Annotated in this window: 14 protein-coding genes and 1 riboswitch; of the genes, 11 read left to right on the top strand and 3 right to left on the bottom strand. The window is 37.2% G+C overall.

Annotated elements, in window-relative coordinates; all coding sequences use genetic code 11:
• The first annotated feature begins 2 nt into the window (after positions 1-2).
• The 8 genes from H3U49_RS04445 to H3U49_RS04480 all read left to right on the top strand — a co-directional run bounded on the left by H3U49_RS04445 (position 3) and on the right by H3U49_RS04480 (position 7,569).
• Entirely contained in the window at positions 3-1,001 is a 999-nt protein-coding gene (locus H3U49_RS04445; protein WP_198180004.1) for an SIS domain-containing protein, read from the top strand.
• 17 nt (positions 1,002-1,018) lie between these two features.
• A complete protein-coding gene (locus tag H3U49_RS04450) occupies positions 1,019-1,885 on the top strand; it encodes a PfkB family carbohydrate kinase (RefSeq protein WP_198180005.1) in 867 nt (288 codons plus the stop codon).
• 154 nt (positions 1,886-2,039) lie between these two features.
• A protein-coding gene (locus H3U49_RS04455; protein ID WP_369792500.1) for an IS3 family transposase occupies positions 2,040-3,445 on the top strand; the annotation gives its coding sequence in 2 pieces (ribosomal slippage) (positions 2,040-2,523 and positions 2,523-3,445; 1,407 coding nt in all).
• 152 nt (positions 3,446-3,597) lie between these two features.
• Positions 3,598-4,083, top strand: coding sequence for a PTS sugar transporter subunit IIB (locus tag H3U49_RS04460; protein ID WP_046332497.1), 486 nt, complete (start codon positions 3,598-3,600; stop codon positions 4,081-4,083).
• A gap of 28 nt (positions 4,084-4,111) precedes the next feature.
• Positions 4,112-4,873, top strand: coding sequence for a PTS sugar transporter subunit IIC (locus H3U49_RS04465; RefSeq protein WP_034981518.1), 762 nt, complete (start codon positions 4,112-4,114; stop codon positions 4,871-4,873).
• Positions 4,863-5,696, top strand: coding sequence for a PTS system mannose/fructose/sorbose family transporter subunit IID (locus H3U49_RS04470; RefSeq protein ID WP_081945388.1), 834 nt, complete (start codon positions 4,863-4,865; stop codon positions 5,694-5,696). The genes H3U49_RS04465 and H3U49_RS04470 overlap by 11 nt, the downstream gene beginning before the upstream one ends.
• A 35-nt stretch (positions 5,697-5,731) precedes the next feature.
• Complete coding sequence (locus H3U49_RS04475) at positions 5,732-6,823, top strand: SIS domain-containing protein (RefSeq protein WP_198180006.1); 1,092 nt, start codon at positions 5,732-5,734, stop codon at positions 6,821-6,823.
• A 32-nt stretch (positions 6,824-6,855) separates the two neighbouring features.
• Positions 6,856-7,569, top strand: coding sequence for a GntR family transcriptional regulator (locus tag H3U49_RS04480; protein WP_198180007.1), 714 nt, complete (start codon positions 6,856-6,858; stop codon positions 7,567-7,569).
• A 116-nt stretch (positions 7,570-7,685) separates the two neighbouring features.
• Here the strand turns inward: H3U49_RS04480 and H3U49_RS04485 are convergent, their stop codons facing one another.
• Entirely contained in the window at positions 7,686-9,101 is a 1,416-nt protein-coding gene (locus H3U49_RS04485) for a C69 family dipeptidase (protein ID WP_198180008.1), read from the bottom strand.
• 203 nt (positions 9,102-9,304) lie between these two features.
• Here H3U49_RS04485 and H3U49_RS04490 point away from each other — a divergent pair, with 203 nt between their 5' ends.
• Together H3U49_RS04490 and H3U49_RS04495 are read left to right on the top strand one after the other, a co-directional pair.
• Positions 9,305-9,589, top strand: a complete 285-nt coding sequence (locus tag H3U49_RS04490) for a helix-turn-helix transcriptional regulator (protein ID WP_370567286.1) — start codon at positions 9,305-9,307, stop codon at positions 9,587-9,589.
• 137 nt (positions 9,590-9,726) lie between these two features.
• Positions 9,727-10,911: a phosphotransferase gene (locus H3U49_RS04495; RefSeq protein ID WP_232347610.1), complete on the top strand. Its 1,185-nt coding sequence runs from the start codon at positions 9,727-9,729 to the stop codon at positions 10,909-10,911.
• 78 nt (positions 10,912-10,989) lie between these two features.
• Here the strand turns inward: H3U49_RS04495 and H3U49_RS04500 are convergent, their stop codons facing one another.
• Together H3U49_RS04500 and H3U49_RS04505 are read right to left on the bottom strand one after the other, a co-directional pair.
• Positions 10,990-12,303: a nucleobase:cation symporter-2 family protein gene (locus H3U49_RS04500; protein WP_198180010.1), complete on the bottom strand. Its 1,314-nt coding sequence runs from the start codon at positions 12,301-12,303 to the stop codon at positions 10,990-10,992.
• Positions 12,303-12,881 carry a xanthine phosphoribosyltransferase gene (locus tag H3U49_RS04505; RefSeq protein ID WP_198180012.1) on the bottom strand — a complete coding sequence of 193 codons (579 nt, stop codon included), beginning with the start codon at positions 12,879-12,881 and terminating at the stop codon, positions 12,303-12,305. Before H3U49_RS04505 ends, H3U49_RS04500 begins: the two co-directional genes overlap by 1 nt.
• Before the next feature lie 81 nt (positions 12,882-12,962).
• A riboswitch (purine riboswitch) is annotated at positions 12,963-13,060 on the bottom strand.
• A 184-nt stretch (positions 13,061-13,244) separates the two neighbouring features.
• Here H3U49_RS04505 and guaA point away from each other — a divergent pair.
• On the top strand, positions 13,245-14,801 hold the full coding sequence (guaA, locus tag H3U49_RS04510; protein WP_198180014.1) for a glutamine-hydrolyzing GMP synthase: 1,557 nt from the start codon (positions 13,245-13,247) through the stop codon (positions 14,799-14,801).
• Positions 14,802-14,877: the final 76 nt, after the last annotated feature.

Below are 14,877 nucleotides of genomic sequence, written 5' to 3' on the forward strand. Positions count from 1 at the left end.
TAATGTTAAAGTTTGACGCTGAAAAGTTTGTAACTGAAGGGGAAAAGGCATATAGCATACGGGCCGATATTGAACAAATTGCTCTGAAAGTGCAAAAAGAAGGAATTAGTAATATATTTTTCACTGCCTCTGGTGGTTCAAACGCTGTGATGCAGCCATTTAATTATTGGATGGAAAGTAAGTCATCAATTCCCAGCTATTTGCTGACAGCTGCGGACTTTTTAGCTGTAGGAAGTAATAAGCTAAATAAAAATAGTATAGTTATTCTACTTTCTAAATCTGGTGATACTAAGGAAACTGTTGCTTTGGCTAAAAAGATGGAACAATTGGGTATACGAACTATTTCAATTGTTAACAAAGATAATACGCCACTAGCACATCACTCAACTTATGCCGTTAATACTTTTGGCTACCATCCTCAGGAATTAGCTTTTTATTTCTTGATTGGCAAAATTATGCAAGTGAATAATGAATTTAATGACTATGAACAATTTGCTGATGAACTTAAATCATTGCCAGGAGACATGAACATTGTTGCCCAAGAGGTTGACAGTAAGGCAAAAGAATTTGCAGAAAAATATCAAAATGCCGACTATCAAATTTGGGTTGGTTCTGGTGATCTGTGGGGAACGACTTATAGTTATTCAATGTGTGTGTTAGAAGAATCACAATGGCTTAGAACAAAATCAGTTAGTTCACCTGAATTTTTCCATGGTACATTTGAATTGGTTGAGAAGGATGTTCCAGTGGTACTGCTTGAATCAGAAGGAGCGACGAGACCGTTAGATGAGCGAGTGGCTAACTTTGCTACTAAATATACAAACCAATTCACCAAGTTTGATATGAAAGAATTTACTTTATCCCATATTTCAACGAAATTTAGACCAATAGTTGAACCATCAGTAATGTGGGCCGCTTTACGCAGAGTTAGTTTACATTTGGAAAATATTAGAGATCATCCTTTAACTAAACGTCGCTATTATCGTGTAGTAGATTATTAGATAGTGAGCTGTTTAAGATGTCAAAGAAACATGTTGTTGGTTTAGGAGATAATGTAGTAGATTACTATCAAAACCAAAATGTAAAATATCCTGGGGGCAATGCAGTTAACTTTTCTGTTTTTGCACCAAAGCAACTTGTTGATTCATATTATGTTGGTAGTCTGGCAAAAGATGATGATGGGGAATTAATCTTAAATAGTTTAAAAAATGAAAACGTAAACACATCATTTTGCAACCGAATTAATGCTAAAACCGAAAAGACTTTTGTAAACATTGTGGATGGAGATCGTCAATTTATTGACAGTATAAGAGGAGCCAGGCAGTTGCCATCACTAGATGAACCTGATTTAATGAAAATTCTGGATTCAGCGCTGGTAGTATATAGTGCATGCCATGCAAATTCTGAAAATGCTATTGCTAAACTTCACCAAAGAGGTATCCTAATTGCTTATGATTTTTCTGAAATGGCTAAATATCATACTACTGAGTATTTAAATCAGGTAGCCAAAAATGTCGATATTGCGCAATTTTCTTTATCGGAAGCAAAAGCTGATGATATGGAAAGAATATTAACGCAGTGCATGAGACTTAATACTGTTTTTGTCTTATTTACAAATGGCGGTGAGCCACCTTTGTTGTTTGACTGTAATCAAAGGAAAAAGTATGTTGGCCAAGTTCAGTATGATCCTGAACCCATTGATACTATGGGTGCTGGGGATACATTTTTTGCTAACCTCGTGGTCTATTTGCTCACTAAAGCTAAAGACTTAAAAAACATCTCAGAAGAAGATATAAATGAGAGCCTAACTAAAGCTGCTCTAGCTGCTGCTAAAACGATTAGACAAAAGGGATCATTTGGGCATGGAATCAAAATAACTAAATAGATCTGTAAATTTTGTTCTGTTATATCTTTAATGAAGTAAACATCAACTAATTAAAATAAATATTGTTATTAGACAGCCCTCTAGATGAAATCTGTACAATTGAAGTGCTCCATAATAGTTAGACATTAATCTGACTATTAGGAGCACTTTTTTCATGACTAAATATTCAACTACTTTGAAAATGGAAATTTGCAGTAAATACTTATCCCACCAAACCTCTTTAGCTAAACTAGAACGCGAATACGGCATTGATCATACCGAGATTAGGGCCTGGGCAGAACGTGCCCGTAAACATGGCTTAGCCGCTTTAAAGGTTACTCACACCCGACAAACTTATTTGCCTGAATTCAAGCTAAATGTGGTACGCTTCTATCATGAACATCACATGGGAGTACTCCAGGTAGCTGCAGTTTTTAATCTTTCGCGGTCAGTAGTAAGACAATGGCTGGCGGCTTATCAGGCTGCAGGCTACTCTGGGCTGCTCCCAAAATCCAAGGGGAGACCACCAACCATGACTAAAAAGAAGCGTCAGAAGAAGCTTAAACCCACTAAGAAGCTAACCGAAGTAGAACAATTGCGTCGTCAGGTTGCTGAGCTAGAGGCACAAAAAGCCGACTTAGAATTGGATAACTTAATCCTAAAAAAAGTGGCTGCCCGATATCCACGCTCACCAACCGGCAAAAAACCAGAATAGTCGTGGAGATTCGGGCTGAGCGACCTGAGGTGCCGTTAAAGCTTTTGCTTGCCAAGCTGCACCTTAACCGCAAAACTTATTACGACAACCGCAGTCACCGATTGAACCGATTAGATAAATACGCTGCTGTTAAAGGCGTAATCAAGTCTATCTTCTACCAAGAAAGTGATGAGACTTACGGTTATCGACGTATGCATGGTGCACTCTTAGATCAAGGCTTTAGCTATGCGCCCAATACCGTGCGCAAGCTGATGCGGCAGCTGGGACTAAAGACCAGAGTCTACAGTAGGCGCACTGCACGCTACAGTTCTTATGCGGGCCCTGCAGGCGTAATCAAGGAAAACATTTTAAAGCAGCGGTTTAATGAAACCAGACCCTACCACGTCTTACACACGGATATTACCGAATACAAGCTGACCACAGGCAAAAAGGTTTATATTTCACCGGTCATTGATGAGGCCTCACTGGAAATACTGGCTTGTCAAGTCAGCTATTCGCCTAACATGAAGCTGGTTTATGATATGCTGGCAGAGCTTAAGCACAAGCTGCCTAAAACAGCCCAGCCTATTTTGCATTCAGATCAGGGTTTTCAATACCGCCACAGCGGCTATCAGACCAAACTAAGACAGATGAAGATTAAGCAAAGCATGTCGCGCAAGGGTAATTGCCACGATAATGCACCGGGAGAAACCATCTTCAACCTAATGAAACGGGAGAAGCTCAACCGCATTAAGATCAGTTCACTAGCAGAAATGCGGGAAGTACTGCATGATTACGTTTACTGGTTCAATCATATTAGAAGATCAAACAAACTAAAATACACGACCCCGATCAAATATCGAAATCGTGCATTGAGTCTTGCGTAATATTAAAATGTCTAACTTTTTAGTTGCACTTCACAATCTAGAGGGTTTTTATGGCTTAAAATTAAATAGTTATTAATAAAATATTGTAAAAACATTTAAAATATGTATAATATGTTTTAAAAGGTATTATTTATAGACAGGAGGATATTATTTTGATTGTAGCAATGCATATGGATGATCGACTCGTACATGGCCAAGTTGTCATGACTTGGATTCCAAGAGTACAAGCAAATGTAGTTTTAGTAGCGAATGATGCGGTTTTTAACGATAAAATTCGTCGGAGTACTATGAAATTGGCTGTGCCAACGAGTACCAAAATCGGTTTTAGAACAATTGATGGCGCTATTGAATTTTTAAATAATCCGCAAAATAGTTCTTATCGTGTGATGGTTTTAACTAATAATCCGTTTGATGCTGAAAAAATTTGTGAGCATGTGAATGGGGTTGAAAAGATTACTATTGGTGGAATAAGAAAAAATGCACCAATGATTCGTGATAATTTAAATTTAACATTGGAGGATATTGGTTCATTTGAAAGGATTATGGCTAAAGGAATAAAGGTCGGTATGCAACCTACGCCTAACCATAAATTTGAAGATTTGTCAGATACTTTTAAAAGTATTACTGATAAACAATAGTTATGTTTGAAAAGAAAGAGGGAAGACTATGATTCAGTCATTCTTGGTTGCGTTAATTGCAGGAATTGGACATATTGATGAAAGACTTTTCGGTATGACCATGATGGAAAGACCACTTGTAATTTGTACGCTGGTGGGGCTAGTTTATGGAGATGTTAAAACAGGGTTAATTTTGGGAGCTCAAATTGAACTTCTTTCAATGGGTGTTGTAGGAATTGGAGCCAATGCCGCACCACCTGATGTTATTTTGGGTGGTGCACTTAGTACTGCACTAGTATTGCAATCGCATACTGACCCTAAACTTGCACTTGCTTTGGTAATGCCAATTGCTGCATTTGCAATGGCAACAAAATACATCACCTATGTGCCTTTAAATCAAATTTTAAGTCAAAAGTCATTAGAAGCTGCTGGCAGAGGCGATACTAAAACGATGGAAAGAAATCAATGGCTGGGATTATTTAACTATTTTATTTTCCCATTCTTGATCGCTTTGGTAGCTATGCTTTTAGGTGCACCAGTATTTAAATCTCTGGTGAAATTTATTCCAGATTGGCTTACTGGTGGTTTTGCCTTAGCAGCAGGTATTTTACCAGCATTAGGTTTTGCATTGCTTATGCAACTGACATTTACCAAAAAATTTGCTCCATACCTATTTTTGGGTTTCATCTTGGTAGCATTCTTTAAGCTTACTAACATTGGAGTCGCAATGGTTGGTGCGGTAATTGCAGCATTAATATTATTATCTAACAGCAGTGGAGTCGAAGGGAAGACAGAAGACAATGAAATCTAAAGAAGAAATGTTTAAAGGGAAAAAGTTAACTAGAAAAGACTTAATGTCAGTTTTTTGGCGCGCGTTCTTGTTACCAGCTTGTTATAGTATGGACCGAATGCAGGCACCTGGATTCGCATATTCAATTATTCCTGTGCTAAAAAAGCTCTATCCTGATAAAAAGGATTTGAGTAAAGCTTTGACCCGAGAATCCGAAGTGTACAATACCACTTATGCTATGTCACCTTTTATACTGGGAATTACTGCTTCAATGGAGGAAGAGGCAGCTACTAATTCCAACTTTTTCATCTCAACTATTAACAATATTAAAGTTGCCTTGATGGGGCCAATGGCAGGAATTGGAGACACATTTTTCTGGGGAACATTTAGAGTTATTGCTGCCGGTGTCGGTACTACTTTAGCTTTAAAAGGAAATATCCTGGGACCAATATTATTTTTGATTTTATACAATATTCCTCATTTTTTGACCAGGTATTATGGATTGTTTCTTGGTTATGATCTGGGAACTAAAGCAATTGATTCTCTATCTAGTGGTAGTGGTTTCCAAAAAGCAACTAATGCTGCTTCTGTCATGGGATTGACTGTAATTGGCGGCATGATAGCTTCAATGGTTAATATCAAGTTTGCTTATGTCTTTAAATCAGGTAAAACGGTTTTGAATCTACAAAGTATTGTTGATCAAATATGTCCAGATTTGTTGCCGTTAGCAGTTACATTCTTCATATACTGGTTACTACAAAAGAAGCACGTTAAAACTTCTTGGATTATGATCGGCTGCTTCGCCTTTGGAATAATTTTTAAATATTTCGGGATTTTTAAGTAAAACTCGCTATTAAACAGAGAAAGGGATAATTAATAATGAAAACTTGGTCAATGATTGATTATATTGATGAAACAGAAGATACTCTTAAAAAAATGATTGCCAATAGAGAGCAATTGTATAACAATTTTGCACAAACTTTTGCAGATAATACGAATAAATACCACAATATTTATTTGGTTGGCTCAGGTACATCTTTCAATTCTTGCATTACAGCTCAGCCTTTTATGGAAAAAATCTTGAAAAAGCACATAATTCCAGTTAATTCATATAATTTTGCTCATTATGAACAGTTGGCAACGAGTGCTGATCTAGTCATAGCTATTACCCAAGAGGGAGAAAGCACTAACACAATTGCAGCTTTAAACAGAGCAAACAGCCTAAATTGTGATAATTTTGTGATTACTGAAGATCGGGATAATTCTTGTTCACAAGTAGCGCAAAACAAAATTGTTTTGGCCTGCGGCTTTGAGCATGTTGGCCCTAAAACAAAAGGCTATAGTGCATCTATTCTTACCTTTTATTTAATTGCACTAGAAGCGGCTAAAAGGGCGGGCCAATTGACCGCTAAAGAATTTGATGAATATATTGACCGTCTAGAAAAAACAGTTAATAACTTGAATGTAATTATCAAAGAAAGTAAGAATTGGTTTGAAGAAAACTCAGCTGATTTGAAAAAGTGTCATCACGCGTACATATTGGGTTATGGTAATAATAAAGGCACAATAATGGAAGGTGCATTAAAATCTCTGGAAACCGTTAGAGATTATTTCCAACCTTTTGAAGTAGAAGAATTTTTACACGGTCCTATTGCTTCAATGCATAAAGAAACATATACTATTATTGTTGCACCAGTAATTTATGGCTATGAAAGAGCTAATAAGCTTTTCAAAGCCTTGAATGAACAAACTGATCATGCATATTCTATTGGTTCACAAGAAGGAATATCCTCTAATCATGTATTAAAAGGATCATTTTTGAACGATGCAGATTTCTGCCCGTTAGAATATTGTATACCGTTGCAATTATTTGCTTATTTACTTTATACTGGTCAGGGTAAGGACCTTAATGTTAGGAATTATCCGAATACAAAAGATGTTTTAATAACTAAAGCAAATAGCGTTAAGTAATTTTAAATGAAGTGAAGTTGGTTTTCAAAAGAATGAAAGCAAAAAATACTTTGTATTATCAAGTAATGCTAAAACTAAAGCAAAAAATACAGGATGGTGAGTATCCAGTCGATTCCAAGCTTCCTACCGAAGGTGAATTACAAGATGAATTTGGAGTTAGTCGCGTAACTTTAAGAAAAGCAATTAATCAATTGTCAACAGAAGGACTAATCGAAAAGATTCAAGGTAATGGCAGCTATGTTAGGAAACCTGGAAAAGTAAAAAAGCTTCTGCGGCTTAATTCTGTAGAAGGTTTTTCATACACGGCTAAAAAGAACGGCTTTTTACCTTCATCCAAGATAATCAATTTTGCCCAAATTATTCCGTCACGCAGAATTCAAAATATTTTTCGCTTAAATTCGTCAACTTGTTTAAACATTAAAAGGGTTCTGTTTCTTGATGAACAACCAGTAATTGTTGATGATAGTTATATTTTGGCTCCATTCTATGAATTTCTGCAAAAAAGTGACATTGAAATATCTTTATATGAAGCATTAAAAAGGAATCCACTTATTAAAAAATTAAGTCCCCAAGAAACATTAGTCAGTGCAACTGAAGCTGATAAAGAATTATCTGATTTGCTGGCTAAGCCGTTTGGTTGTTCATTATTGAATATTGACAATGTACTTAAAAATCAGGATGGCAAAATAGTTCAGTGTAGTGAAGAATTTGTGGATCCTGATGTTTATCAAATAAGAATTAGGTAACGACAGATTCCATTAAAATTTGTACTTTTTGCTAAATAGGCAATATAAAAGGCTCAATAACGTTAATTAACGTAATTGAGCCTTTTTTAACTTTTCTTAAGAGCTTGATTATTAAATTAGTCTAATAGGTCAAACTTAAGTGTTGCCAGGTTATGACCTTCATTAACCATGTTACCCAGTAGTTCAATAGTGTTGTTGTAAACTTGATCAGCCATCTTTTGGTTAGCCTCAGTTAATAAATCTTCAGCTTCTTTACCTGAAAGACCAGCTGCTTTTTTATCAGTTTCATGTTGAATGAAGTGACATTGGGCCAATGATTTTTGCTCAAAGTCATTTTCTAGTTCACCGTAGACCTTAAAGTTAGTGTCACCCAATTGTGCTGTTAATTTGTTTAACCAGAAAATTTTATTCAAATCGAACTTTGGACCAGTCTGGAAACTGGCTGGTGTGTCGTTGACATTCGTGTAGAATGGGACAAAGCTGTTAAAAGTATTTGGACCAAAGCAAAGCCATTGCACGCCAGCAATTTCTTCAGGAACGTCATTTCTAACTTGCAAGATATGAGTTTCGAAGTTGCGATTAAGGGCAATTGGACGGAAGGTCTTCTTTTGTTCAGGAGTACCTTGGTCGCCATAAGGATCAAATGGCGTATCTTGATAGTGGGAACTTTCAACAAAACAAATGTCCTCGATGCTAATCTTGCGGTTAGCATGGCAAATAAATGGTTGATCTTGATCACTTGGCTTGCCACCGAATTCTGGATCAAAGTAATTGTGAACAAACCAGGCACGTGGATTGTTGTAGTGGGCGTCTTTTATGGTTGAGCTACCAAAGATGTGTCGCATGTTGTATCCTTCACGGTCAGGATTTAAGTGGTATTCCTTGATCAAATCTTCTAAGGCATCGTCTGCCAAGAAACCATCTTTACCAAAATGGAATTCATCAATGTTTAAACGGTTAGGAGCAACAACGTAGGCGTCATCAGGAATACGGCGTGCAATCCAGTGGTGACCACCAATAGTTTCCAGGTACCAAACTTCATCGTGGTCGGCAAAAGCCATACCGTTCATTTCATAAGTGCCATATTTTTCCAGCAAATAACCAATGCGCTTAACGCCATCAAGGGCGCTGTGAATATAAGGCAATGTCAAAGTAACAAAGTCTTCTTCACCAAGACCGCCTTTTGCAAGAAGGGGATCAATGCCTTGTATACGTGCATTTGTGGTAATAGTTTCAGTAGCAGTCATTGCTACGTTTTCTGAGTTAATTCCGGCTGCACCCCAGATGCCGCTTTCACCGGAGACATCAGGTGCACTAGTATAACGTAAAGGATTTTCTGCTAAGTCTTCATCATCAATCTTTTGGTGACTAATGACACTTTCATAATGCTTAGGTTGCTTTTCAGGTGTAATAAGTTCAAACCCTTCAGGAATTATTTCACGGCCACCGTCTTCACTTCTGGCAATCATAGCTGAGCCGTCAATGGTGGCATTTTTACCGACAAGAATAGTCGTACATTCTGCTTTTTTCATCTTATCTGTCCTTTCAAAATTACTTAATCTATATTGTATTAAAAAAAACGGGTTGTTTGCAAAAAAATGAGTAAACTTAAGCCTAAATTATTATTACTTTTTCGATTTAAAGATTTTAACTAAAATATATTTTTGGTATTGGCTTAAAATGTAAAAGATGTTTTACTAAAAATGTCCAATATGTTTGACAGGAGAGTGAACTAGTGAAAAATAGAATTGCTCAATTGCGTAAAAAGCAGAGATACTCACAGGCTCAATTAGCCGAAGCTGCCCATGTTACTCGGCAAACGATCAACGCCATTGAAAATGATAAGTATGACCCATCTTTAGGACTCTCTTTTCGCTTGGCTCAAATATTAGGGGTACGGCTGACAAGTTATTCTTATATGAGGGTGAAAAAAATGATTAAAACAAAGAAAAACATTGTTTATGGTGCATTTTTAAAAACATTTGTGATTACTTCGATAGTTTTATTTGTGATTTCCTAAAATCTCCCTTTCTTTTTAAGACTGACTATCATACTATTACTATTGTTCTGCAAAGTTTTAGAAAGTGTGAGCGAAAAAAGCTAGATCTTAACTACAGACGCATATGAGATTGGAAGAGCGATAGTTATTCCGCCAATATGTCACATAATGATGAACGTGAATGGAAATTAATGCTGCGAGCAAACTATATTAGTGGTATAGTAACTTTATTTTGGCTCGTTGGTTTACTTCTTATTTTAATAGTTATTGAAAAGTTGCCATCACAATCAATCGTGATACCTATTTCAGTTTCTGCTATGGGCATTATTGTGATTAGCAGGCTAATCATTATAAGTCAATGGGCTTTTGCCTTTGCTTACTGCTACTACGATTGGCAAGAAAATCGAGTGAACCAATTTGAATTAAGAATTATAGAAAGCCTAAAGACTAAAAGAGATATACATAAGGAAACTAAGGAAATTTTACAGAAAAAATTAAAGGCGAACTTAACCCAAATAACGCATCAGTCATTAAACAGCACCTTTTTTGGTTATAGTGAAATTTATAAACAAGTAATTTTTGTTAAGGTTTTTTCTCAAGAAGGTAAATTCTTAACCGAAAAAACTGTTAATGAGCAACTAAATACTCGTGTATTAAGCTCTTTTGTTATCAAACAGACGAAACAATTTGTTTTAGTCATGAAAGATTTGGCGCCAATTGATATTAAAGAAGAAATCACTCCTGATATGGCATTTGACATGGGAATAGAATTGTCACAGTTTCATCAAAAAGTGAAACCTTTTTCTGGCATATACCTAAATAACCAACTTTTTGAGAAAGCGAAATTTGACATTAGTAGTTTGCAGAATGAAGAAATAAAAAGCAGACTGTTGCAGGCGTTAATTTTATTTACAGAGCAAAAAGCGGATATTGAAGAAGACCTAAAGGCTCATGCAAATACTGTTTTACATGGGGATGTCGGCTTGCGCAATTATAAAATCGTTGCCGGTCATATTAGTTTAATTGATTTTGAACGAGCACGCATGGGAGTAAATTATCAAGACTTCATTAAGCTTTTTTACCAGGACTTTGGTTTAAATAAAGAATTGATCGTTTCTTTTGTCAAAGGATATGAAAAGTGTGGTCAGAAAATTGCAGTTGCTTCAGTGACACAGACCTTTCTCATTTTTATCACTGCTATTGGAATAATGAAGTATACAGAAAAAATTGTGGATAAGCCATTTGAGAAAATTGGAGAACAAATGCTTGCAACTTGCAGTTCATTTCTAAATACAGGGAGTTTGAATGAGAGCCTGACTAACATGAATGCTATTATCCGATAAAAATAAAAAAGCATCTTCTTGCTTGAAGATGCTTTTTTGTAGTAAATAGAATTGTCTCAAGGGTAAAGACAATTTTATTTACATGATATTTGCAGTTTGAGTTTTTTGCTTTGCCTTTCTGTCACCTCCTTTAAGTAAGAAGTTCAGGATAGTAGCTGACAAGCTGGTAATTACGATCCCATTACTTAGAAATAATTGGACAGTAGCCGGCAGGTTTTTGAAAAATTGGGGATAAATAGTAACGCCGAGTCCAAGTCCAATTGAGATGGCAATAATTAATACATTATTGTTATCGCTGAGGTCAACTTTAGCTAAAGTCTTAATGCCCTGAACAGCAATCATGGTAAACATGACCAGCATGGCACCACCTAAAACTGGGGTAGGAATGATTGTTACCATGGCACCGATTTTAGGCAACAATCCCATAGCCATGAGTAAGCCGCCTGCCCAATAAATCGGACGCTTGGTTTTAATACCAGATAATTGCAGAAGACCAACATTTTGAGAGAAAGTAGTGTAAGGAAAAGCATTGAATAAACCGCCAAAAATTTGGGCGATGCCTTCAGCACGATAGCCTTTTTTCAAGTCTTCTTCGGTCACATCATGGTGCAAAAGATCACCAATTGCAAAGAATACTCCAGTAGACTCAACCATTGATACTAAAGCAATAATGATCATTGTCAGGCTGGAAGACCATTCAAATTTCGGTACTCCAAAATAGAACAGTTGAGGTAAGTGAAACCAAGATGCTTCCACTACAGGAGTGAATGAGACTAGTCCCATACAGGCTGCAATTACTGTTCCAGCAACTAAGCCGATTAAAACTGAGATTGACCTGATGAATCCTTTAGTCCAAATTTCCAGTGCCAAGATAATGAACATGGTGCAAAAAGCCAGAAGGAGATTTTGACCACTGCCAAAACTTTTAGCAGCAGAATTGCCACCACCCATATTTTGAATTGCCACTGGAACAAGTGTTAAACCTATAGTGGTGATTAAAGTCCCTGTTACGACGGGAGGAAAGAATTTTTTAATTTTAGCAAAAACGCCTGAGATTAAAACTACAAAAATGCCGGCAACAATGATGGCACCATACATGTCGTTGATTGAGAATTTTTGACCAATCATTTGCAATGGGGCAACTGCTTGAATGGCGCAGCCCAAAATGACTGGAAAACCAATGCCGAAGTACTTATTGCGCATTAATTGTAATAGCGTAGCTAAGCCGCACATGAAAATGTCAATTGAAACAAGGTAAGTCATTTGTGCAGGAGAAAATTTTAATGCATTTCCAATTAGAAGGGGTACAGCGACTGCCCCGGAATACATTGCTAACAGGTGCTGTAAACCTAAAACAGCTGCTTTTTGCTGGCTAACTTCTTTTTCTGCCATTAGTTTTCTCCCACGAAATGTACTTGATTGTTAGCTAAACTGTCGATTTCTGCCAAGGCTTCGAGGCGATAACCGTGTTCTTTAATCCAGTCGCTACCGCCCTGGAAAGTTTTTGCGACTACGATACCGACACCAGCTACTTCAGCACCAGCTTGGTTAGCAATATTAATCATGCCTTTAACTGCTTCGCCGTTTGCCAGAAAGTCATCAATAATTAATAAACGATCATCTTTGTGCAGGAATTTTTGCTCAACACAAATTTGATTAGTGACTTTCTTGGTGTAAGAATAAACATCGGCCCAATAGACAGCATCATTAAGCGTAGCGGGCTTTTTCTTACGGGCAAAGACCATTGGCACATGTAATTCGTAGGCCGTCATTACTCCTGGTGCAATTCCTGAAGCTTCGCAGGTTAACACCTTTGTGATGCCACCGTCCTTAAATAGTTGACTAAATTCTTCTCCGACTTTCTTCATTAGTTCGGGATCTACTTGGTGATTTAAAAACGAGTTGATTTTTAAAACGTTACCTGGTAGAACTTCTCCGTCACTGCGAATCCGGTCTTCTAATAACTTCACTTTTTTCTCCTTCAAAACAAAAAGGGCTTTTCCTACCAAAACTATGGTAAAAAAAGCCCTTTAAACCAGTATTTTAACTAATTTAAATGCTACATTATCCATAGTTCAGAATTTACGGTTCTGAGTAGAAACTGCCGACCTCATTACGGCAATATATAGATATTTATTTTCCTGTTGCAAGCATTGTAACAGAGTCGCATAATATGTGCAAGACCAATTTTAAAAGTAAATCTCGAATTATTTATATGATTACTTTTAAAAATATTCGTGAACTAATAATGCTACGCTAAAAAATTGTTGACCACTGAACTATTTCTTAGTAAAGTTGATATTGTATTAAATAAGGTTAGTAAAGGAGTTTGGATGTCGGTGAAAAAGAATATTAGTGATTTTGATGAGATTATTGTGCTCGATTTTGGCAGTCAATATAATCAATTAATCACACGGCGGTTGCGGGATTTTGGTATTTATTCTGAACTTTTGCCCCATGATATTAGTATGGACCAAATAAGGCAGATTAACCCCAAGGGCATTATTTTTTCGGGAGGTCCTAACAGTATTTATGACCAAAATGCTTTGAAAGTTGACCCTGAAATTTTTAAGTTGTGCATACCCATTCTGGGCATTTGTTACGGGATGCAACTAATGGCTTCTTATTTAAACGGCAAGGTCGAAAAAGCTGCTAATTCTGAATACGGTCGTGCCGACATTGAAGTTGAAGATACTAACTCCGTTTTATTTGCCGGTTTGCCCAAAGATGAATACGTCTGGATGAGTCACGGTGATTTGGTCACTGGTGCGCCTGCTGGTTTTGAAACGGTCGCTTCAAGTAAGAATTGCCCGATTGCCGCTATTGCTAACGATCAAGCTAAAATGTATGGTATTCAGTTCCATGCGGAAGTGCGCAATACGCAGTATGGTCTTGATATTTTGCGTAATTTTGCCTTTAAAGTTTGCGGCGCTAAGGCTGATTGGTCAATGTCTGATTTTATTGACCTGCAAATTGCTGAAATTAGAAAAACTGTGGGGGATAAGAAAGTAATTCTGGGACTATCTGGCGGGGTAGATTCCAGCGTCACCGCCACCCTTTTGCACAAAGCGATTGGCAACCAGCTGACAGCTATTTTTGTGGATCATGGTATGTTGCGCAAAAATGAAGGTGATGAGGTAATGGCTGCCTTGAACCGGGATTTAGGCGTTAACATTATTCGGGTAAATGCCCAAGAGCGCTTTTTAAATAAACTGAAGGGTGTCACCGAGCCAGAGCAAAAGCGTAAAATTATTGGCAAAGAATTTATTGAGGTATTTGCCGACGAAGCAAAGAAAATTAAGGATGTGGACTTTTTGGCCCAAGGCACCCTGTACACCGATGTGATTGAGAGTGGCACGAATACTGCCCAGACAATTAAGTCGCACCATAACGTTGGTGGGTTACCTAAAGATCTGCATTTTAAATTAATTGAACCTTTGCGCAAGTTATTTAAGGATGAAGTACGTGAACTGGGTGAAAAATTAGGCATTCCTCACGATTTGGTTTGGCGTCAGCCATTCCCAGGACCTGGCCTTGGTATTCGCGTTATTGGCGAAGTAACTGAGGATAAACTCAAACTGGTGCGTGACAGTGATGCAATTTTGCGGGATGAAATTAAAAAGGCCGGTTTACAGGAAAAAGTATGGCAATACTTTACCGTTTTGCCCGGTATCAAATCCGTGGGCGTGATGGGTGACGGGCGCACTTACGACTATACCATTGGTATTCGTGCCGTTACCTCAATTGATGGGATGACCGCTGATTTTGCTCGCTTGCCATGGGATGTTTTGCAAAAAATTTCAACGCGAATTGTTGATGAAGTGCCAAACATTAACCGTGTAGTCTACGATGTCACCAGTAAGCCACCATCAACGATTGAGTGGGAATAATAAGATAAATTAGCTTTGCTAGCTACTAGGCTTTCAAAGCTTTTTATTTTCACTCATAATTTTTATGAGCGAGCGT

It is taken from the genome of Lactobacillus sp. W8174, assembly GCF_016100975.1.
GTDB lineage: Bacteria > Bacillota > Bacilli > Lactobacillales > Lactobacillaceae > Lactobacillus > Lactobacillus juensis.

Coding starts and splice junctions, on each gene's coding strand:
- guaA (WP_198180014.1), top strand. CDS start 13,245: ATGTCGGTGAAAAAGAATATTAGTGATTTTGATGAGATTATTGTGCTC.
- H3U49_RS04470 (WP_081945388.1), top strand. CDS start 4,863: ATGAAATCTAAAGAAGAAATGTTTAAAGGGAAAAAGTTAACTAGAAAA.
- H3U49_RS04480 (WP_198180007.1), top strand. CDS start 6,856: ATGAAAGCAAAAAATACTTTGTATTATCAAGTAATGCTAAAACTAAAG.
- H3U49_RS04465 (WP_034981518.1), top strand. CDS start 4,112: ATGATTCAGTCATTCTTGGTTGCGTTAATTGCAGGAATTGGACATATT.
- H3U49_RS04500 (WP_198180010.1), bottom strand. CDS start 12,303: ATGGCAGAAAAAGAAGTTAGCCAGCAAAAAGCAGCTGTTTTAGGTTTA.
- H3U49_RS04485 (WP_198180008.1), bottom strand. CDS start 9,101: ATGAAAAAAGCAGAATGTACGACTATTCTTGTCGGTAAAAATGCCACC.
- H3U49_RS04475 (WP_198180006.1), top strand. CDS start 5,732: ATGAAAACTTGGTCAATGATTGATTATATTGATGAAACAGAAGATACT.
- H3U49_RS04445 (WP_198180004.1), top strand. CDS start 3: ATGTTAAAGTTTGACGCTGAAAAGTTTGTAACTGAAGGGGAAAAGGCA.
- H3U49_RS04495 (WP_232347610.1), top strand. CDS start 9,727: ATGTCACATAATGATGAACGTGAATGGAAATTAATGCTGCGAGCAAAC.
- H3U49_RS04450 (WP_198180005.1), top strand. CDS start 1,019: ATGTCAAAGAAACATGTTGTTGGTTTAGGAGATAATGTAGTAGATTAC.